Origin of the sequence: Pseudomonas sp. MS19 (genome assembly GCF_013277615.1) — a bacterium.
In the GTDB taxonomy this organism is placed as follows: Bacteria; Pseudomonadota; Gammaproteobacteria; order Pseudomonadales; family Pseudomonadaceae; genus Aquipseudomonas; species Aquipseudomonas marincola.
The window spans coordinates 15,574-36,717 of sequence record NZ_VBTO01000012.1 but is presented as its reverse complement, the minus strand read 5'-3'; the positions used below and the strand labels follow the sequence as shown (position 1 = coordinate 36,717).

The following is a 21,144-nucleotide window of genomic DNA, read 5'->3' as shown; positions in this document are numbered from 1 at the left end:
ATTTTCAGGATGAGAATTGGACGGCTATTTAATTCTCAGTAGGAACATATTGTTCTTATTAAGAAAGCATGGAATGTGCCATTGTTTTTCAACTTATTGATTCATAACGAATAGATTTTCAGACCAGATAATTCCGTTCACCCAGCGCCGCCAGCGACCCAGGAACCCTGCACAAAAGTCGTTCATCCTTCGCCAGACCGCGCCTTTAAGGCGCAAAATTGGCCGTTACAGAAGCTTAAAATCTGCTGATTTTTTGCCAGCCGCAAAACGCAAAACGCCGAGCATATGCCCGGCGTTTTGGCCTCAGAATGTGGGGAAATAACTGTCTGTTAGAAACCCTGGCCAGGCACCCAGTTAGTGCCTGCCAGTGGCACCCGCGCCATAGCGGCGGATTCCATGGTCAGGGCCACCAGATCCTCGGGATCAAGATTGAGCAGATGCGACTTGCCGCACGCACGCGCCATGGTTTGCGCCTCCAGCACCAACACACGCAGGTAGTTGGCCAGACGACGCCCGCCTTCAATCGGGTCCAGGCGCTTGGCCAGCTCCGGGTCCTGAGTGGTGATACCGGCCGGGTCCTTGCCATTTTGCCAATCGTCATAGAAACCCGCCGCCGAACCGATCTTCTTCAGTTCGTCATCCAGGCTCGGATGGTTATCGCCCAGCGCGATCAGGGCTGCCGTACCGATAGCCACGGCATCGGCCCCCATCGCCATCGCCTTGGCCACATCGGCGCCGGTGCGGATACCGCCAGAGACGATCAACTGCACCTTGCGGTGCATGTCCATTTCCTGCAGCGCCTGCACGGCTTGCGGAATGGCGCAGAGAATCGGGATACCAACGTGTTCAATGAACACTTCCTGTGTTGCCGCGGTACCGCCTTGCATGCCGTCGAGCACGATCACATCGGCGCCGGCTTTAACTGCCAATTTGACGTCGTAATACGGACGGCTGGCGCCGATTTTTACGTAGATCGGCTTTTCCCAATCGGTAATTTCACGGATCTCGGCGATTTTAATCGCCAGATCGTCCGGGCCAGTCCAGTCCGGATGGCGACAGGCGCTGCGCTGATCCACACCAATTGGCAGGGTGCGCATGCCCGCGACACGCTCAGTAATTTTCATCCCCAGCAACATGCCGCCACCGCCCGGCTTGGCGCCCTGCCCCAGAACGATTTCAATAGCATCGGCTTTGCGCAGGTCATCCGGGTTCATGCCGTAGCGCGACGGCAGGTACTGATACACCAGATGTTGCGATTGCCCGCGCTCTTCCGGCGTCATGCCGCCGTCACCGGTGGTGGTGCTGGTGCCGGCGATAGTCGCACCCCGGCCCAGGGCTTCCTTGGCGTTGGCCGACAACGCACCGAAACTCATACCGGCGATGGTGACCGGAATCTTCAGGTGAATCGGTTTTTTGGCGAAGCGGTTGCCGAGAGTCACATCGGTGCCGCATTTCTCGCGGTAGCCTTCCAGCGGGTAACGCGACATCGATGCGCCGAGCAGCAGCAGGTCATCGAAGTGCGGCACCTTACGCTTGGTGCCACCGCCGCGAATGTCATAAATGCCGGTTTCGGCAGCGCGCTGAATTTCCTGAATGGCCAGGCGATCGAACGTAGCGGACTCGCGCAGGACAGGGGTTTGTTTCTCGCTCATGGTCTGCTCCTTAGTACGCGGACGCGTTATCGACTTTGAAGTTGTACAACTGGCGGGCCGAGCCGTAGCGTTTAAAGCTCGCCGGATCGACATCGAAGCCTGCCTTGTCGAGCAGCACACGGAGTTCTTCAATGTGCTCGGCGCGCATCTCTTTCTCGATGCAATCGGCGCCAAGTGACTTGACCGAGCCCTTCACGTATATGACCGTCTCGTACAGTGAGTCGCCCAACGCATCGCCCGCATCGCCACAAACCACCAGACGACCGGCCTGGCCCATGAAGCAACTCATGTGACCGATGTTGCCGCCGACCACAATGTCGACACCTTTCATGGAAATACCGCAACGGGCACCAGCATCGCCTTCAATAACCAGTAAGCCGCCGTGGGCGGTTGCACCCGCTGCCTGCGAAGCGCTGCCTTTGACCCGAACGCTGCCGGACATCATGTTTTCTGCCACGCCAACGCCCACGTTGCCGTGCACCGTGATGTTGGCCTGCTGGTTCATGCCCGCGCAGTAGTAGCCTGCATGGCCGTCAATCACGATGTCGAGCGGCTGATTCACGCCAACCGCCAGATTGTGCTTGCCGCCACTGTTGCTCACACGCCACTCGCGTTCTTCGAGTTGCTTGGCCTGGTCGTGCAATGCCTGATTGAATTCGCGCACGCTGGCGCTGGATAGATCGAATGTTTTCATTGTGTGTGCGCTCCTCAGGCGGATTTGCGTTCCCAGATGTACATGGTTGCCGGCTCCGGCTCCCAGACTTTGGCGTTTTCGATACCTGGCAGACTGGCCAGCGCCTGATACTCGGAAGCCATGGCCACGTAGTCGTCGGTTTCGGCGAGAATGGCCGGCTTGCAGGCCACCGGGTCACGGATCACCGCAAAGCCGTCACGTGTGCCAATGGCGAATGTGTAGAAACCATCCAGATCTTCCAGCGCATGATCCAGGGCTTGCTTGAGGTTGTCGCCTTGACGCAAGCGCCATGTCAGATAACCGGCAGCGACTTCGGTGTCGTTCTCGGTTTCGAATTCAATGCCGTGACGGCGCAGTTCCTGACGCAGGCGGAAGTGATTCGACAACGAACCGTTATGCACCAGACACAGGTCCATGCCGGTCGAAAACGGATGGCTGCCTTCCATGGTCACTGCGCTTTCAGTGGCCATGCGGGTGTGGCCGATGATGTGGCTGCCCTTCATTTTGGCCAGTGAAAAGCGTGATGAAATTTCTTCAGGCAAGCCCATACCTTTAAGAATTTCGATGCTCTGGCCCACGCTCATGATGCGCAGGCCCGGCGCCAACTCGGCGAGTGCAGCGCGCACGGCAGCTTCTGCGGCATTAACCTTGAGCACGGCAGCATTGGCGTTCTGAAACCAGTCGAGCGAGCAACCCAGCGCGCCTTCCAGCGCACCCATCAAGGCTGTCCAGTTAAAATCGCTCGCCGTGCTTTGCAGCGTCAGCTTTATCCAGCCAGCGTCCACTTCATCACCGTAAATGGCGAAACCAGCGCTGTCCGGGCCACGATCAGTCATGGCCTGCAACATGGGTTCGAAGAGCTTACCGAGCTGGGATTCCAGCGCCGGGTTCTTCAAGTACAAGCCTACGATTCCACACATATTGATAACTCCTGAAACCTAAGGGTGTTGGTGTTGCCTGCTTACGGGCAGGCAACAAAATCAGAAAAATTCGGTGTAACGCTCGATTTCCCAGTCGCTCACGTGGCGGCTGTATTCGATCCATTCCATGCGCTTGAGCTTGATGAACTCATCCACGATCTCGGGGCCAAGCACTTCACGGAACAGCGGGTCGGCTTCGAGTGCATCGCACGCCTCATTCAGGCTCTGCGGCAAGGTTTCGATACCGCGTGCGGCAATCTCTTCAAGGCTCAGGCTGTAGAGGTTTTCGTTGCAGGCCTTGCCCGCGTCGAGCTGACGGTCGATGCCATCGAGGCCGGCGGCGATAATCGCGGCGCTGACCAAATAGGGATTGCAGCCGGCGTCCGGCAGGCGGAACTCGATGCGCCCGTACGGGATGCGCAACATGGCTGAGCGGTTGTTGTCGCCATAAGCGATGAACGCCGGCGCCCAGGTCGCCCCTGACAGCGAACGGCCGACAACCAGACGCTTGTAGGAGTTAACGGTTGGCGCTGCGAACGCGCACAACGCCGGGCCATGCGCCAGCAAGCCCGCGAGGAAGTGATAAGCCAGTTTCGACAAGCCCATGCCGCTGGAGTCACTGGCGTCATGGAACAGGTTCTTGTTGGTGGCGCTGGCCAGCGACAGGTGAAAGTGCATGCCATTGCCGGCACGCTTCGGGTCTGGCTTGGGCATGAACGAGCAGATCATGCCCAGGTCGTTGGCGATTTCACCGGCGGCCATGCGGAAGAATGTGAAACGGTCAGCCGACTCCAGCGCATCGCTGTAGGTGTAGTTGATTTCGAACTGGCCGCAGGCGTCTTCATGGTCGATCTGATAAATATCAAAACCTACCGGCTGCAGCGACTCGGTCAAACGCTCAAGAAACTCGCGTGAGCGCGAGAGGCCTTTATAGTCGTAGCAAGGCTTCTCGAGTTTATCGCTGGCGTCCACCGCCTTGAGCTTGCCGTCTGCATCGCGGCGGAACAGGCTGAACTCTGGTTCCAGACCGGTGTTCAGCGACCAGCCACGATCACTCAGGCGCTGAACTTGCTGCTGCAGCACATAGCGACTGTCATAAGGATGCGGTTGACCGTTAACATGCCCCACGCACACGACACGGCCATAACCCGGCTGCCACGGCACAGGAATCAGAGTCGAGAGATCACCACGGGCCATGAAGTCCGGACCGTGTGGCTCCATGCCCATGCCCCAGATGGCGAACCCGGCAAACCCGGCGCCTTCTTCGGCCACGGCTTGCAGACCGCTTACCGGCACTGATTTGGTTTTGGCTGCACCGTGGATGTCTACAAACTGTGCCAGCACATATTTGATACCGTGCTGGTCGATGACTCGCTGGGTTTCGCTAGGCAACATGCTCTGCCTCCTGTGGGGTCTTTGATATATTCCGCTTAGGAATTTAACTTTCCCCAAAAGAAATGCAAACAGCTTGCCAACCTGTGAAGTAAATAGCGCAAGACCAGTAAAACCGGCGATTGCTACTATTCAGATAAGAAAAATGTTTTCATATGCGGAATATCTTAGTATTCCAAAGAAACAAACCGCACATTACTAGTGCGAATTTTTTATTCCTGTACTTAAAAGGTGCAAGAGAACATGCGCAACACTGACGAATCCCATCCGCGTTTGAAGCTTGAACAATATCTGGGCATGCAGATCCGCCGGCAGCGCCAGGCTCAGGAACTCAAGATTGCCGACGTGGCACGCATCGCCAACATCAGTCAGGGCATGTTGAGCAAGATAGAGAACGCCCAAGTATCTACCAGCCTGGAAACCCTCAGCCGCCTGTGCGATGTACTCGGCATGCCCATGTCGAAACTGTTCAGCCAATATGACCAGCAAGGCAGCGGTGCGCTGCTGGTCAAAGGCGATGAGGGTCTTGAGGTGGTGCGCCGCGGTACCGAGAAAGGCCACACTTATCACCTGCTCAACCACACCCGCGGCCCGAAGAAGACCTTCGAGGCGTATATGGTGACCATGGATGATGCCAGCGAAGAATTCCCGACGTTCTCGCACCCGGGCACAGAATTTTTGCACTTGCTTGAAGGTGAACTGGTTTACCGCCACGGTGATCAGCTCTACACCATGACGCCAGGCGATAGCCTGACCTTTGATGGCGAAGTTCCGCATGGCCCGGAAAAACTGGTGACTGTGCCCATTCGCCTGCTGTCGATCATGAACTACGGCAAGGAATAATCCGCCGGGGTGTTCGCACCCTGCTGCCTGATTGCTGCCAATCTACTGCGCCGGCCCCGAGCTTACGGGGCCTACTCAGCGCGCCATGCGCCTGCCCTCCCGTCTCGTTTATAACCGCCTCTGGCCAGCCTGCAGACATTTAATACGCTGGCAACACCCAGACGCTTGATACCCGCAAGATTCGCGCGATCAGATCAGCATCGAGTCATATCCGCCCGCACTCAGCGACGTCGCGATCCTCACCGGCGGCATCGTCCCGCCATGCCCAATATTGTTCCTGCCAAGCCACCGCCGAGGGGCATTTCGCGCGACTGATTATTTCGGGCACGCGTTTGGCATCGCTTCTGCAACACCTTGCCTGACTGCTGAGTAAAGGCCTGACCCGCTGACGCTTTATGCGCTTGTGAACCTGCGAAGCATCACGTCTGGCCGTCTCAACAAATATTCCTGACAGGACACAATATTTCCTAATAGGTATAGACAGGCAAGTTTCATTCGCTTATAAAAATCCCCACAAGAATTATATATTCCTTTCGGTTAATTTTATTCGCGGATGAATTTCTCTTTTGCCAGCGAGAAAACCGCCCAGGCTCTTAGCGAGGACTCCATGCACCAAGCCCCGAATCAATACATCATCAAAGTCAGTTGCCCGGCTACCTCGGGCATTGTTTCTGCGGTCAGTACCTTTCTGGCCGATCAACAGTGCTACATCAGCGAGATGGCGCAATTTGACGACGAGTTCAGCGGGCGCTTCTTCATGCGCGCGGTGTTTCGCTTCAACGCGGGCGTGCAAGGTGACATCAAGGAAGTCGAGCAAGGTTTTCTGCAGGTGGCAGCGGGCTTTGACATGGACTGGGAACTGCACAGCAGCGTAACCCCCATGCGAGTATTGCTGATGGTGAGCAAGTACGACCATTGCCTGTCCGACCTGCTGTATCGCTTCCAGAAAGGTGAGATGCACATGCATATCACCGCTGTGGTTTCCAACCATCTGGATCTGCGCCCGATGGCCGAGCGCATGGGCATTCGCTTTATTTACTTGCCGGTGAGCAAAGACACCAAAGCACAACAAGAGGCCGAGTTGCTGCGCATCATCGAGGAAACTGGCACCGAGCTGGTGGTGCTTGCCCGTTATATGCAAATTCTCTCGGATGAGCTGTGCCAGAAACTCTCCGGTCGCGCCATCAACATCCACCACTCGTTTCTGCCTGGCTTCAAAGGCGCAAAACCCTATCACCAGGCCTATGACCGCGGCGTGAAGCTGATCGGTGCAACGGCTCACTACGTTACCGGTGATCTCGACGAAGGCCCGATTATCGAGCAGGAAATTCAGCGCGTTGATCACAGTTACCTGCCGGATGATCTGGTGGCGACCGGCCGCGACACCGAAACTGTGGCGCTGTCGAAAGCGGTCAAGTACCACATCGAACACCGTGTGTTCCTCAACCACGACAAAACGGTGATTTTCAGATGAACAACCCAGTTCACGGCGACCTGATAGACGGCAAAGCCATTTCAGCACTGGTGCTCAGTGAAGTGGGTGCGGCTGTTTCGGCGTTACGCGAGCAAGGTGTACACCCCGCACTCGCAGTAGTGCTGGTCGGCGACGATCCGGCCAGCCACGTTTATGTGCGCAACAAAGTGCTGCGTGCCGAGGAAACCGGTATCCGCTCGATCGAGCACCGACTGCCAGCCGAAACCGCACAAAGTGTGTTGCTCGATTTAATCGGCCAACTGAACGCCGACCCGGCTATCAACGGCATTTTGGTGCAGTTGCCGTTGCCGGCACATATCGATGAGACCCGCGTGCTCGAAGCCATCAATCCGGCCAAGGATGTCGACGGCTTTCACAGCAGCAACGTCGGTGGTCTGAGCCAGGGCCGCGCAGTACTCACACCATGCACACCGGCAGGTTGCATGCGCCTGCTTGAGCAAACCTGCGGCACGCTCGCCGGTAAGCACGCGGTGGTGATTGGTCGCTCGAACATCGTCGGCAAACCCATGGCCGCGCTGCTGCTGCAAGCCGACTGCACGGTGACTGTGGTGCATTCGCGAAGCATCGATGCGGCTGCACTGTGCCGCCAAGCCGACATCGTGATTGCCGCTGTCGGTCGCCCACGGATGATCAATGCCAGCTGGCTCAAACCTGGCGCTGTGGTGATCGATGTCGGCATCAACCGCATTGAGGAAGACGGCAAGTCACGATTGGTCGGCGATGTCGATTTCGCCAGTGCATTACCCCTGGTTTCAGCCATCACCCCAGTGCCCGGCGGTGTTGGCCCCATGACGATTGCCATGCTGATGAGCAATACCGTCAGCGCTGCACGTCAGCAACACAACAGCCATACGCAAGCGGTGTCCGCTACGGAGCAAGCATGCCTTACAACCTCCTGAAATACGGGCTTTCCTCGGACTATCCGATAGAAGCCGACCTGCCGCCTCCCCGTGAACTCAAGGCCAGTTACGACGTGGTCATTATTGGCGGTGGCGGCCACGGTCTGGCAACCGCCTATTACCTGGCCAAGTACCACGGTGTGACCAATGTTGCTGTGCTTGAAAAGTCCTACCTGGGCAGTGGCAATACGGCGCGTAACACCGCAGTGATCCGCTCCAACTACCTGACGTCGGAAGGCGTTCGCTTCTATGCCGAGTCGGTAAAGTTGTTCCAGAATCTGTCCAACGAATTCGACTTCAACATCATGTATTCCGAGCGCGGTCAGTTAACCCTGGCTCACACGGATGCAACCGTGCGCGCGTTCCGCCAGCGCGCCGAAGTGAACAAGCATTTCGGTGGCCGTACCGAAATGATCGACCGCCAGCAGATCCGCGAGCTGGTCCCAAGCCTCAACCTTGACCCCGGCCATTTGCCGGTTATTGCCGGGCTCTGGCATATCGACGGTGCCACCGCTCGCCACGACGCAGTGGCCTGGGGATATGCCAAGCAGGCGGCCAAGCTGGGTGTCGAGATTCACCAGCTCACCGAGGTTGAGGATCTGCAAGTCGAGCACGGCAAAATTGTCGCGGTGAAGACTAATCGCGGCACCGTCAAATGTGGTTGCGCGGTACAAGCCGTAGCCGGTCACAGCTCACTGATGATGGCCAAGGCCGGAATCAAGGCACCCATTCACAGCTACCCGTTGCAAGCGATGGTGACTCAGCCTTTCAAGCCATTCCTCGACCCGCTGGTGAGTTCCAGCGCCCTGCACTGCTACGTTCAGCAGACCAGCCGTGGCGAAATGGTCTTTGGCGGCGGCTCTGATCCCTACCCGCTGTACAACACCCGCTCGACCCTGGAGCTGAAAGAGAGCCTGTTGGCGCATGCCATCGAGATGTTCCCTTTCCTGGCCAACGCCCGGTTGATGCGCCAATGGGCCGGCATTACCGACATGACGCCCGACTACAGCCCGATCATGGGTTTATCCCCGGTCGAAAACTATTACCTCGACGCTGGCTGGGGGACCTGGGGCTTCAAGGCCACGCCGATCTGCGGCAAGACCATGGCTGAGCTGGTGGCGAGTGGCGGCAAGACTCCCGAGCTGATCAAACCGTTTGCACTGGACCGCTTCTCGACCTTCCAGCAGGTCAACGAGATGGGCGCGACAGCGGCCAGCCACTAAGGAACATCCGATGAAAATCATGCCCTGCCCGTTGAACGGCCCGCGCAATATCAGCGAATTCACCTACGGCGGCGAACTTAAAGCCATGCCCGATCCCAGCCACTGCAGCGATGCCGAATGGGCCGCTTATGTGTTCAACAGCGACAACCTCGCCGGAGTCGTTACCGAGTGGTGGATGCATAACGCCTCAAGCTACTGGTTTCTGGCCGAGCGCCATACGGTCAGCGACGAAATTATCCGCACCTTTGATCCGCAAGAACTGTTCAAGCAGCGTGTCGACTTTGCTGCACCGGCCAAGGTTGAGGAGGCCACCGTATGACGTCTTTCAACCGCCTGCCCGCGCCAATGGGTTTACTGATCAACCGCAATCAACCGCTTGATTTCGAGTTCGACGGTAAGTCTTACCAAGGTTTTATGGGCGACAGCATCGCCAGCGCTCTCGTCGCCAATGGCCGTTGGTTGCTCTCGCGCTCGTTCAAATACCATCGCCCGCGCGGCCCGTTGACCATGGCAGGCCAAGACGCCAACAGCCTGGTGCAATTACCGGACGAGCCAAATGTGCTGGCTGACATGCACCCGCTCAGCCATGGCCTTAATGTTACGGGTCAGAATTATTCCGGCTCGCTGGATAAAGACCGCGACGCGATGCTTGGCCACTTCTCGAAATTTATGCCGGTGGGTTTTTACTACCGTTCGTTCTACAAACCAAAAGGCATGTGGAAGGTCTGGGAGCCGCTGATTCGCAAAAAAGCCGGCCTTGGTGTGCTCGACCTGAATTTCCAGCCGCAATACCACGACAAGGCCTTTCTGTTCACCGATATAACCGTGGTCGGCGCGGGCCCCGCTGGCCTGCAGGCAGCGCTTAGCGCAGCCAACGCCGGCGCCAAGGTTCTGCTGGTTGAACAGCAACCCTTGCTCGGCGGCTCACTGACATGGGCACGCTTCGATGTAGAAGGCAATCAGACCCAGCAAGCTGGTACGGAATTGATCAAGGCGGTTGAGCAGCACGCCAATATTCGTATTCTCACCCAGGCGACCTGCAATGCGTGGTTCACCGATAACTTCCTGCCCGTGATTCAGGGCAATCGCCTGTACAAGGTGCGCACCAAGGAGTGCATCGTCGCAGCCGGTGCGTTCGATCAGCCGGTGGTATTTCGCAACAACGACCTGCCCGGCATCATGCTCACCAGCGCCGCCCAGCGGCTGATGAAACTCTATGCGGTCAAGCCAGGCAATCGTGCAGTTGTATTAACCGGCAATGACGACGGCTACCTCGCCGCACTCGACCTGCATGAGCAAGGCGTGACTGTCGCAGCGCTGGTCGACATGCGCCCACAACCAGACAACGGCGCGCTGGTCACCGCCTTGCAAAGTCGCGGCATCAACTGCCAGCTGGCGAGCACGGTATATGAAGCCCTGCATGGGAAAGGCATGCGCCATATCAGCGGCGTCGATGTGCGCCGCATAACCGGCCAGGGCCTGGTGGGTAAGGAGGCGCAGCACATCGACTGTGACTTGTTGTGCATGTCCGCCGGCTACATGCCTGTGTATCAACTGCTCTGCCAGGCTGGCGGCAAGCTCAGCTACAGCGACAAGGACGCTGCATTTGCCCTCACCGGCTTGCCCGACAACCTTGGCGTGGCCGGTTCGGTTAATGGCCATCACCGCCTTGAGAACGTTTTTGCCGACGCACGTAAAGCCGCCGCTGCCGCACTGAGCCGTCTTGGCTTGCGAGCCGAGCTGGCCGGTACAGCATTGCTCGAAGAGCCGCGCGTTAACTTTGAGTGGCCGATTTTTGCCCACCCGAAAGGCAAGGAGTTCGTCGATTTTGACGAAGACCTGCAAGTGCGCGACATCATCAACGCGACCCGCTACGGCTACCGCGACGTGCAACTGGTCAAACGCTTCTCGACCGTGGGAATGGGGCCATCGCAGGGCCGCCATTCTGCCCTGCCAACGGCGCGTTTGGTGGCGCAGGCAACCGGTCGCAGCGTCAGCGAAACCGGCGTTACCACCGCACGCCCGCCGTTTGTGGCCGAAAAGCTGGCGCATGTTGCCGGACGTGGCTTTGATCCCGCCAGACAAACACCCATGCATCAACGCCACCTGGAAGCAGGCGCGAAGATGATGCCCGCAGGTATCTGGCAACGTCCGGCGTATTACGGCAGCAGCTCCGAGCGCGACGCCTGCATGCAAGCCGAGGCCCGTCATGTACGTGAGAAAGTCGGCCTGATCGACGTCTCCACCCTCGGCGGTCTTGATGTGCGCGGCCCGGATGCCGCCGAACTACTCAACCGCATCTACACCTTCGCCTTTCTCAAGCAGCCCGTGGGGCGTTCGCGCTACGCCCTGATGACGGCAGAAGATGGTGTGGTGATTGACGACGGGGTTTGCGCGCGCTTCAGCGAAAACCATTTTTACGTTTCGGCCACCACCAGCGGCGTCGACCGTATCTACCAGCAAATGCTCAAGTGGAACGCCCAATGGCGCCTCAACGTGGACATCACCAACGTGACCGCAGCGCTGGCCGCCGTCAATCTGGCAGGCCCGGATTCGCGCAAAGTCCTGGAACAACTCTGCAACGACGTTGATCTTTGCGCAGAAGGCTTCCCGTATCTGGGCGTACGCCTGGGCACTGTGGCAGGTATTCCGGCGCGCTTGCTGCGAGTCGGTTTCGTTGGCGAACTGGGCTATGAAATACACGTACCCGCGCGCTACGGCGAAGCCTTGTGGGACGCGTTGATGGAGGCCGGCAAAGCATTCGACATTCGCCCGTTTGGCGTCGAAACCCAGCGCCTGCTGCGCCTTGAAAAAGGCCACGTAATTATCAGCCAGGACACTGACGGCATGACCCATCCGGGTGAAATCGACATGAGCTGGGCAGTAGCTCGCAGCAAGCCGTTTTTCGTCGGCAAGCGATCGGTCGAAATCCTCGCGGCGCAACCGCTCAAGCGCAAGTTGGTGGGCTTCACCCTGCCCGCCACTTCCAGCAAACCTTTGGAAGGCCATCTTGTTCTCAAGGGCGCTGATATCAGCGGTAACGTCACCTCGTGCGAGTACTCGCAAACACTTGGGCAGATCATTGGCCTGGCTTACTGTGCAGCCGATCAGGCCACGCCGGGCGCGCAAATTCCTATCCGCGTGGAAGGCGCAGAAATGGTTCACGCCACGGTGGTCAAATTGCCGTTCTACGATCCAGAAACCTTGCGGCAGGAGCTTTGAACATGGCCTCACTACAAGCCCGTAACTTCAATCAGCGCAGCCCGTTGGCGCATCGCCATGTCGGCGCAACACTCGGCCCGATGGGCGACAGCGTAATCGTTGCCCGTTACGGGCAACACGACGAAAAAGCCCAGTTGCAGCGCTGTGCCCTGCTCGACCTGAGCAATCTGCCGCGCGTGGGTTTTCGCGGCGCAAACACGGCTGAATACCTGCGCCAACGTGGCTACCAACTGCCTGCCCAGCCCAATCAGGCCGTGGTGCAGGCGGATGGCAGCCGTGTGGCGCGGCTCTCGCAGAATGAATACCTGCTGCTCGGCAGCCTGTTCGATGGCGGCAGCCGCATCGCACTTGAGGAGGTGCAATGGCAATACGACGACACGCCGAACTACCTGCTACCGCGACAGGACAGCCACGCCTGGTTGCTGCTGACGGGCGAGCACATCAGCGAGGTCATGGCCAAGCTGTGTGGCGTCGACCTCAGCGCGCAAGCCTTCCCGCCAGGCTCTGTGGCACAAACCTCGGCAGCGCGGATCAACGTGATCGTGATCAATCTGGCCGAGGGCGACTTGCCAGCCTTGCAGATTCTCTGCGACCGCGCCTCGGCTGACTATTTCTGGGACGCGCTGCTGGATGCAATGGCCGAGTTCGCCGGCGCGCCAGCCGGCATCGACGAACTGCTGTAACCCCCGGATGCGCCCTGCTTACTCAGGGCGCATTGACTCCTCTATCTCTCGGCAAGGGAGCCTGCAATGACCACCGGCGAACAACTCGAGCGCGACACCGATTACAGGGTCCCGGCGCTACAACGCGGCTTGAGCATTTTGCAAATGTTTGGCGCGGCGCAGCGCACGCTGAGCATGAACGACATCGCCGAAAATCTGGGAGTCAGCGTCTCCGCTGTCTACCGGATCGTGCACACACTGTGTGAGATGGATTATCTGCGCAAGCTCGGCAAAAACAGCTACGAACTGGGCCCGCAAGTCGTCAGCGACGGTTTCAGTTACCTGACCAGTCGCGATCTGGTCGATGTCAGCTTGCCGTACTTAAATGCCCTGCGTGATCGCACCTCGCTATCGTGTCACTTGTCGATTCGCGAACAGACCGACAGCCTGTATCTGTACCGCGCATTTGCGGCTCAACGGCTATCAGTCAACATCCCGATTGGCACACGCATTCCCTGCCACTGCACGGCCATGGGCCGCATGTTGCTGACCGGATTGGATGCCAGCGAACTGAACAACCTGTATCAACATGCACGGCTGGACGACTATCCACCTCCCGCCCCGAAAACCCTGCCCGAATTGCGCCAACTGGTCGAAGGCGACCGTGAGCGTGGCTGGGTCCTGCATCGCTCAGACTACTCCACGGCCATTGCCTGCGCGGTATACAACCACCTTGGCGCCGTAGTCGCCGCCATCAATCTGTCTGGCCCGGAAGCGGTGATGGATAACGACAGCGCACTGCAGAGCTACCTCGAAGCCCTCCAGCAATGCGCCCGCGAAATCTCCCGCGAACTGGGCGCCAGCGCACGGCATGGCGGCACCTCAAATTATCGGTAGCGGCTTACTGGTGGCTTGCATCGACTGACGCAGAAACCTCCAAACGCAACGCAAACGTACTTGATCGTATATTTACGCCGCGCTCTACTTCTCAGACGTTTTCCGACATTTGCCTAAATATCCAACACCAGACAAGCACTTTTAGCCCGTGAGCAGCAGGGTGTGAACTGATCGTTCAGGGCGTGTTCGGCGGGTGTCATAAAGGCATCGCGGTGGTCGGGCTGGCCGTCGATCACGCGAGTCAGGCAAGTACCGCATATGCCCTGCTCGCACGACACAGGAATGATCACGCCAGCTTCATCAAGAACTTGTACCACCGTTTTGTCTGCCGGAATTTGCAACACCAGACCGCTGCTGTTCAACCGGACTTCAAAACTAGTGTCATCAGCCGTGACTGTAGGCGCAGCGCTGAAGTATTCGCGGTGCAGGCGATTTTCCGACCAGCCCAATGCTCGCGCATTCTCAAGTACAAAGTCCATGTAGCCCGTTGGCCCGCAGACGTACAAGTGGGTTTGCGTGCATTGCCTGGCCAGAACAGCTGTAATGTCGAGCCGTTGCTGCTCATCACCATCATCAAGGTGAACATGAACATTGGCGGCAAATTCGAGCTGCTGCAGGCGTCTGACAAACGCCGCTTGCTGCGCAGAGCGACTCGAATAGTGCAGTTCGAACGCAGCCCCATTCGAAGCCAGGCGTTGCGCCATGCTGTATACCGGCGTGATACCAATACCCCCGGCGAACAACACACTTCGCGGTGCGCTTTCATCCAGCGCAAACAGATTGCGTGGCTCGCTGATCCCTATTCTCTGGCCGACTCGCAGCGCTTCGTGCACAGCGGTCGAGCCACCTCGCGAAGCTGGATCTTTGAGGACAGCAATACAATAACGATTGCGCTCTTGCGGGTTATTGAACAGCGAGTACTGACGGACCAGCCCGTTGGGTAGGTGCACATCGATGTGCGAACCGGCCGCAAATGCTGGCAAGTCACTGCCATCTGGATTAACCAGCTCAACGCTAACAATGTCTCTGGCGACCAGGCGCATGGCCGAGATCAATACATCCATGACGATGCACTCCGGGCGATAACTGCATCACCCGCCTGTTTTTCTGCTGCAATGATGCGCTCGATAATTCGGCGCGACTGCACTCCGCCAGCATCGATATTGAGTTTGAGCAGATTACGTTCGGGATGCGCCAACAAGTTGCGTTGCTGACGTTCGAGCATTTCCAGATCCTCCGAGAAGATCTTGCCTTGGCCCGCGCGAATGGTCTCGGTCAACTCAGCATCTTGCGCCTTGAAGTTGCGCGCCATGCCCCAGAAATACCAGATGGATGTGTCGGTCTCCGGGGTAATGAAATCCACCACAATACTGCCGGCCTTGTGCTCTGGCGCGGCGTCATAACCGCCGTTGCCCGCATGCGCTACACCCACTTCAATCATTACATGGCTTGGTGGTGAGAAGCGGCAGATCTGCCAGCGGTCCACCGGCACATCATCGGCCAAACCATTACCGCGCAATGCCGCACGCCAGAACGGTGGCGGCATGACACCTTCCATGAAACGACTGGTGATCACGTTCTGGCCGTCAACTTTAGTGGTCACCGGCGCTTCATCGATCTCTTTCTGACCAATGCTGGAAGCATGCACATAGGTTTCATGGGTCAGATCCATGAGGTTGTCGACCATCAGCCGATAATCGCAATTGATGTGGAACAAGCCACCGCCGTACGCCCACTCAGGATTCTGAGCCCATTCAAGATGAGGAATCAGGTCGGCACTGGCTTTCTTGGGATCACCCGGCCACACCCAGATAAAGCCATAACGCTCCTCTACCGGGAAACTGCGAATTGCCGGAAAACCCTGCACACGCTGATTCGGCATGCCGGCCACCTTGCCATTACATTCCATCACCAGCCCGTGGTAGCCGCACACCAGTTGACCGTTCTGCACATAACCAAGGGACAACGGCGCTCCGCGATGCGGGCAGAAATCCTCAACGGCCGCGACCCGGCCTTCGTGGCCACGGTAGAACACAATGCTCTCGTTACAGACTTTGCGCCCCAAAGGCTTATCCGCAATTTCATCCGGGGTGCAGGCAACGTACCAGGCGTTTTTCGGGAACATGCTCAGATCTCGCTTATTGTTATCAATGGATCCATCTTGAGCAAAATCTACTCATAAAACTGAGCTTAATCTAGCCACTGGATCCAGTGATCGTGCGATTAACGAACACAATAAGCTCCGATAACTCGCCGAATCCAACACTGGAATCAGGGACTGGTTCAAGAGTACATTGGCAACCTATAAATCTAATTGGATCCAATAGAGGCTTTAATGAGCGGTTCAGGCCAGCGCGTACTCAATCTGTTACGCAAGATGATCATCGACGGCGAGTTCCCTGCCGGTGAGCGGCTCGCAGAGATTCCCACAGCCGACCGGCTGGGCGTGTCGCGGATGCCTGTGCGCATGGCTTTTCGCGCTTTGGAACAGGAAGGCCTGCTGATTCGGCTCGGCGCCCGTGGCTTCACGGTTAAACAGATGACCGCCGATGATCTTGCCGGAGCGGTTGAAGTCCGTGGCGTTCTCGAAGGGCTGGCAGCGCGCCAGGCAGCAGAACGCGGGATACCAACCGGGATTCGCGAGGTGTTGCTGTCCTGCCTTGAACAAGGCGATCAGTTGTTCGCCAAGGGCTACGTCAGCGAGGAGGATCTGGCTGAATATCACGACATCAATAAGCGCTTTCATCAGGCAATTATCGACGCCAGCAATAACATGGCCATCGCCGAGGCGCTTGCCCGCAATGAGCACCTGCCCTTCGCGTCTGTCAGCTCATTAGCCGTCGACCGCAACGACCTGGCTCTGGAGTACCGCCGCTTCAACTTTGCCCATATGCAACATCACACCGTGGTAGATGCGCTGTTAAGCGGTCAGGGCGCACGTGCCGAGATGATCATGCGTGAGCACGCCAATGCCACATTGCGCTACGCACACCTCTTCGGCTCCGCGCCGAGGGACGGGCTCAAAATCATTCAGTGATGTCTGAATCAAGACTGCACGAGAATCCGCAAGAGCAATAAACTGTGTTCGAAACTTGGCAGATCTAAGCAAACGCAGCGGCCTGCCCCTCGCCAAAGCAACCTTGCTGTTTGGCGAGGGGCAGCAATTAGGGCTTACACCACAAACCCGTAAAGGTCCCACTCGGCTTCAGATATGTCCAGCTCCAGGCGTTGCAACTCGGCCCGTTTAATCGCTACAAACGACTCGTGCAAACACTGCCCGAACACCTCTTGCATGAAAGCGGATTGCTCAAAGCGATCAATCGCCCCTTTCCAGCTGGTCGGCAAATCCGCCACATGCTCCTTGCTGTAGCCGTTGCCCTCTACCGCAGGGCCCGGACCGCTTTCTTCGCGAATACCTTGCATGGCCCCGGCTAATGTCACTGCGGCCACCAGATACGCGTTGGCATCAACGCCGGCTACGCGGTGCTCGAAGTGACGGGTCTTGGCTGAACCATCAGGTACGCGCAAGGCGACTGTGCGGTTTTCAAAGCCCCAGGTATCCGATGCTGGCGAGTAGACCGCCGAGGCAAACCGCCGCCACGAGTTGAGGAACGGCGCCAGAATCAGCGCCGTGTCGCCTACGGTTTTGCGGATGCCACCGATGGACTGCAGCATCAGCTGGCTCAGTTCACCGCAAGGCTGATCAGCGTACAAGTTGCTGCCGCCCTCATCGTTCAATGACAGATGCAGATGCATACCCGAACCCGCTTCCTGTCCGAATGGTTTGGCCATGAAGCAGGCCTCCACGCCGAAGCGACGGGCCACCGAGCGAATCAGGCGCTTGGCCAATATCACATCATCCGCGGCGCGCAGCAGGTCCCGGTAGCGGATGGTCAGCTCGTATTGACCTACCGCGTATTCCGAAATAACCGACTCCATGGGAATGCCCAGATGCTCGGCACCGGCGTAGATCATCTCGAACAAGGGCGACATTTCATCCAGCTCATCAACCGCCATTGTGTTGCGATTGAGCGAGCGGCGGCCCGACAGCAAATAGCGCGCCGGCTGATACCGTCCGTTGGCATCTCGTTCTTTGTCGATCAGGTAAAACTCAAGCTCAAACGCGCCCATGGGTGCGTAGCCAGCCTTATTGGCGGCCTCGACCTGCCGGACCAAAACTGCACGCGGATCGGCATTGAAGGGCGAGCCATCGGCGTTGTACATGCTCACCAGCACCACGCCCCTGCCTGAATGGGGCTGCAGCCCGAGCGTTCCCGGCACTGGCCAGCAGCGCTTGTCGCCGCCGCCATCGTGCAATACCAGTGAACAGTCGACGTCATCGCCCGCAACATCCTGTCCAAACAGCGAGGTCGGCATGGCGCGTCCCGACTCATACAGCGACTCCAGTTCATGCCGGCGAATGGTCTTGCCACGCCCGATGCCGTGGCAGTCGGTCATGACAATGTCGACGCCTTTAACGTCCGGATACTTGGCCAGAAACTGATTCAGCTCTTCCATCGTGGCCCCTGAGGGCGATTTAGCATTCATATCGGCGACCAATAGTGGGCAGGGAGTTAGTCAATCAAACCCAGATTACGGGCGTGAGCATAGGTCAGCTCAATGACTTTTTGCGTCTTGGCGATCAGCTCATCGGCTTCGGCGTGCGTCAGGCTGAACGGCGGCGCGATGACCATCCGATCGCCGACTGCGCGCATGACCAGGCCATTGTTGAACGAGTGCTCACGGGCGATCATGCCGATCCTGGCCTCGGCCGGGAAGCTGCTGCGTTTGGCCTTGTTCGAGGTGAACTGAAAGGCGCCAATCAGGCCGGCCATAACCGCTTCACCCACCATCGGATGTTCAGCCAGTGCCTGCCATTTCTGCTGCAGATAAGGGCCAATATCATCGCGCACGCGCGTGACCATTTGCTCGGACTCAAGAATCTCAAGGTTGGCAATCGCCGCCGCACACGCAGCCGGGTGGCCGGAATAAGTAAAGCCGTGGGCAAACTCATCACCGCGCTCAAGCAACACTTGGGCGATACGATCGGACACGGCGACAGCGCCCATGGGCACATAGCCCGAGGTGATGCCCTTGGCCATGGTCATGAAATCGGGCTCGGTGCCCATCAACTCGCAGCCAAACCACTCACCTGTGCGCCCGAAGCCGCAGATAACCTCATCGGAAATCAGCAGAATGTCACGCGCCTTTAGGCCCGCCGAAAGCGCCGGCCAGTAGGAAGAAGGTGGAATGATGACCCCACCAGCGCCTTGAATCGGCTCGGCAATCATCGCTGCGACTTTGTCGGCACCGATTTCGTCGATCATGTCGAGGGTTTGTTGTGCCACGTGCAGGCCGAAGGCTTCCGGGGTCATGTCGCCGCCATTCGCCCACCAGAACGGTTGCGGCGCGTGCACCACATCGGGAATCAGCATGCCGCCCTGTGCGTGCATACCGCCAAAGCCGCCCAATGAGGCCGCCGCGACTGTAGAGCCGTGATAGCCATTGATGCGACCCACCATGATGCGTTTCTCGGGCTTGCCTTGCAGCTCCCAAAAGTAGCGGGCCAGGCGGAAAATCGTGTCGTTGGATTCAGACCCGGAACCGGTATAGAAAAAGTGGTTGAACTGCGCTGGCGTGATCGCTGCCAACTTGCGCGACAACTCGATAACCGGCGGGTGCGAGGTGTTGAAGAAGGTGTTGTAGAACGTCAGTTCGCTGAGCTGACGGGACACCGCGTCAATAATCTCCTGACGACCATGCCCAACGGACACACACCACAACCCGCTCATGCCATCAAGCAACTGGTTGCCTTCGGTGTCGGTGAGATACACCCCTTTGGCCGAGCTGATCACGCGCACGCCACGGTCATTCAATTCGCGGGAATTGGTAAACGGGTGCAGGTGATGCTGCGCATCGGTGTGCTGCAATGCCAGGGTCTGTTTCGACAAGCTCATGATTTCCTCTCTATTGCTTGGGCACGAAGGCCCTGCTGTTATTGGGTTGCGACGCTGCGGTCGGTCAACCGGGAAAAATTAAGTCGCGGCTTTGTAATTGAGTGTTCACCGCTGCCAGGCCTACCCGGCCAGCGGTTTTCTTGATCATTTATGCGGCGTAGATCGCAGCCAATTCAGGCCTGTGAGCCCGACGACAACCCATCCAGTTCCGGCATCGCCACCTGCAGCGGCTTGGCGTAAAGCTGCACGGCCTGATCGATATCGCGCTGGGTAACGCCTGACATCTGCGCCGGATGCATACAGCAATAAATTTCATAATTTTTGCGATCGCAGATCACACGATATAGGCTTAGCGAGAGATTTCGCAAGCCCATCGAATAGATATATTTTTGTGCCCTGCTGTGGCTGACTTTTGCGGTAAAAATCGGCGTTCAGGCGCCCTTCTGACGTGATACCGCCGGGTTTGGCGTCATCAATGAGCCAATTTTTTCTGGCCCGACGCGCCACTGCAGAATAAGATTCCGCTGGCGCACAAGCTTGTAGAGCTGTTTGGCGAGCACCATCGCAGAGTCCTCACATGGAGAACACGTGAAAGATAAAAGCCCGATAGGCCTTGAAACCATTGAAGTGGCCCCGCTCCATGAAGTCGTCTATCAACGGCTGACGCATGCGCTGATGTCGGGCCAGATCAAGCCTGGTCAAAAACTCACCTCACGCAAGATTGCCCATGAGTTGGGCACCAGCGACATGCCGGTTCGCGCCGCGCTGATGAAGCTGCAATCGCTCAAAGCGCTGGACCAATTACCCAATGGCTCGCTTACGTTGCCAGTCATGACCCGTCAGCGCTTTGCCGATCTGATGAGCACGCGATTGGTGTGTGAAGTTGCAGCGGCGCGGGCGGCAGCCGATGCGTTCAAAAAGGCTGAGCTGAAAGCCATTCAAAACGCCTCCTCTGCCCTGACGCAAGCCGCCAAGAACAAGGACATCGACGATTACCTGCTGCGCAATTACGAATTCAAATTCATGATCTATCGCGCCTGCCATTCAGAGTCGTTGATCTTTCTGATCGAGACGCTATGGCTACAAGTCGGTCCGTTTCTGCGCCAGTTTGGCAGCAGTTACGCAGGCAATCTGGAGGCCATTCTCGACATCGATTACCACGAGGAAATCGTTGAAGCACTCGGCCGTGGTGATGGTGATGCAGCCGCCGAGGCTCTGCGCAAAGACATAGCCGACGGCATGGCTTTCCTGTTGGAGCATGGCGAGTTTCAGTGACGGTGAGACCGGT

Annotated in this window: 18 protein-coding genes; 10 read left to right on the top strand and 8 right to left on the bottom strand. The window is 57.8% G+C overall.

What is annotated here, in order from left to right; all coding sequences use genetic code 11:
* Positions 1 to 329: 329 nt before the first annotated feature.
* From FEZ62_RS12665 to glnT, 4 genes are read right to left on the bottom strand one after another with little or no spacing between them, the layout of a single operon-like run.
* A complete protein-coding gene (locus FEZ62_RS12665) occupies positions 330 to 1,652 on the bottom strand; it encodes an FMN-binding glutamate synthase family protein (RefSeq protein WP_172927935.1) in 1,323 nt (440 codons plus the stop codon).
* Positions 1,653 to 1,662: 10 nt separating this feature from the next.
* Positions 1,663 to 2,346, bottom strand: coding sequence for a protein glxC (locus FEZ62_RS12660; protein WP_172927933.1), 684 nt, complete (start codon positions 2,344 to 2,346; stop codon positions 1,663 to 1,665).
* A gap of 14 nt (positions 2,347 to 2,360) precedes the next feature.
* Positions 2,361 to 3,266, bottom strand: a complete 906-nt coding sequence (locus tag FEZ62_RS12655; protein WP_172927931.1) for a glutamine amidotransferase family protein — start codon at positions 3,264 to 3,266, stop codon at positions 2,361 to 2,363.
* A 60-nt stretch (positions 3,267 to 3,326) separates the two neighbouring features.
* Positions 3,327 to 4,661, bottom strand: coding sequence for a type III glutamate--ammonia ligase (gene glnT / locus FEZ62_RS12650; protein ID WP_172927929.1), 1,335 nt, complete (start codon positions 4,659 to 4,661; stop codon positions 3,327 to 3,329).
* Between the two features lie 240 nt (positions 4,662 to 4,901).
* Between glnT and FEZ62_RS12645 the strand changes: the two genes are divergently transcribed.
* The 8 genes from FEZ62_RS12645 (at position 4,902) to FEZ62_RS12610 (ending at position 13,899) form a co-directional block, all read left to right on the top strand.
* A complete protein-coding gene (locus FEZ62_RS12645) occupies positions 4,902 to 5,501 on the top strand; it encodes a cupin domain-containing protein (protein ID WP_090511543.1) in 600 nt (199 codons plus the stop codon).
* Between the two features lie 607 nt (positions 5,502 to 6,108).
* Positions 6,109 to 6,975, top strand: coding sequence for a formyltetrahydrofolate deformylase (purU, locus tag FEZ62_RS12640; RefSeq protein WP_090511783.1), 867 nt, complete (start codon positions 6,109 to 6,111; stop codon positions 6,973 to 6,975).
* On the top strand, positions 6,972 to 7,895 hold the full coding sequence (gene folD / locus FEZ62_RS12635) for a bifunctional methylenetetrahydrofolate dehydrogenase/methenyltetrahydrofolate cyclohydrolase FolD (RefSeq protein WP_172927927.1): 924 nt from the start codon (positions 6,972 to 6,974) through the stop codon (positions 7,893 to 7,895). The genes purU and folD overlap by 4 nt, the downstream gene beginning before the upstream one ends.
* The gene (locus FEZ62_RS12630; protein ID WP_172927925.1) at positions 7,877 to 9,118 is read left to right on the top strand and encodes an FAD-dependent oxidoreductase; all 1,242 of its coding nucleotides are present in this window, start codon (positions 7,877 to 7,879) and stop codon (positions 9,116 to 9,118) included. The genes folD and FEZ62_RS12630 overlap by 19 nt, the downstream gene beginning before the upstream one ends.
* A gap of 10 nt (positions 9,119 to 9,128) precedes the next feature.
* Positions 9,129 to 9,437: a sarcosine oxidase subunit delta gene (locus tag FEZ62_RS12625; RefSeq protein WP_172927923.1), complete on the top strand. Its 309-nt coding sequence runs from the start codon at positions 9,129 to 9,131 to the stop codon at positions 9,435 to 9,437.
* Entirely contained in the window at positions 9,434 to 12,340 is a 2,907-nt protein-coding gene (locus tag FEZ62_RS12620; RefSeq protein WP_172927921.1) for a 2Fe-2S iron-sulfur cluster-binding protein, read from the top strand. Before FEZ62_RS12625 ends, FEZ62_RS12620 begins: the two co-directional genes overlap by 4 nt.
* Before the next feature lie 2 nt (positions 12,341 to 12,342).
* Entirely contained in the window at positions 12,343 to 13,023 is a 681-nt protein-coding gene (locus tag FEZ62_RS12615; protein ID WP_172927919.1) for a sarcosine oxidase, read from the top strand.
* A 66-nt stretch (positions 13,024 to 13,089) separates the two neighbouring features.
* Positions 13,090 to 13,899, top strand: coding sequence for an IclR family transcriptional regulator (locus tag FEZ62_RS12610; RefSeq protein WP_172927916.1), 810 nt, complete (start codon positions 13,090 to 13,092; stop codon positions 13,897 to 13,899).
* Between the two features lie 113 nt (positions 13,900 to 14,012).
* Here FEZ62_RS12610 and FEZ62_RS12605 read toward each other — a convergent pair whose 3' ends face one another.
* Together FEZ62_RS12605 and FEZ62_RS12600 are read right to left on the bottom strand one after the other, a co-directional pair.
* Positions 14,013 to 14,963, bottom strand: a complete 951-nt coding sequence (locus tag FEZ62_RS12605) for a PDR/VanB family oxidoreductase (RefSeq protein WP_172927914.1) — start codon at positions 14,961 to 14,963, stop codon at positions 14,013 to 14,015.
* Positions 14,951 to 16,024 (bottom strand): aromatic ring-hydroxylating dioxygenase subunit alpha, encoded by a 1,074-nt coding sequence (locus FEZ62_RS12600; RefSeq protein WP_172927912.1) that lies wholly within the window; start codon positions 16,022 to 16,024, stop codon positions 14,951 to 14,953. The genes FEZ62_RS12605 and FEZ62_RS12600 overlap by 13 nt, the downstream gene beginning before the upstream one ends.
* A 210-nt stretch (positions 16,025 to 16,234) precedes the next feature.
* Between FEZ62_RS12600 and FEZ62_RS12595 the strand changes: the two genes are divergently transcribed.
* The gene (locus FEZ62_RS12595; RefSeq protein ID WP_172927909.1) at positions 16,235 to 16,936 is read left to right on the top strand and encodes a GntR family transcriptional regulator; all 702 of its coding nucleotides are present in this window, start codon (positions 16,235 to 16,237) and stop codon (positions 16,934 to 16,936) included.
* Between the two features lie 134 nt (positions 16,937 to 17,070).
* Here the strand turns inward: FEZ62_RS12595 and FEZ62_RS12590 are convergent, their stop codons facing one another.
* Positions 17,071 to 18,417 carry a glutamine synthetase family protein gene (locus FEZ62_RS12590; RefSeq protein WP_201970345.1) on the bottom strand — a complete coding sequence of 449 codons (1,347 nt, stop codon included), beginning with the start codon at positions 18,415 to 18,417 and terminating at the stop codon, positions 17,071 to 17,073.
* Positions 18,418 to 18,473: 56 nt separating this feature from the next.
* Positions 18,474 to 19,856: an aspartate aminotransferase family protein gene (locus tag FEZ62_RS12585; RefSeq protein ID WP_172927905.1), complete on the bottom strand. Its 1,383-nt coding sequence runs from the start codon at positions 19,854 to 19,856 to the stop codon at positions 18,474 to 18,476.
* A 588-nt stretch (positions 19,857 to 20,444) separates the two neighbouring features.
* Between FEZ62_RS12585 and FEZ62_RS12580 the strand changes: the two genes are divergently transcribed.
* Entirely contained in the window at positions 20,445 to 21,131 is a 687-nt protein-coding gene (locus tag FEZ62_RS12580; protein WP_090511494.1) for a GntR family transcriptional regulator, read from the top strand.
* The last annotated feature ends 13 nt before the right edge of the window (positions 21,132 to 21,144 follow it).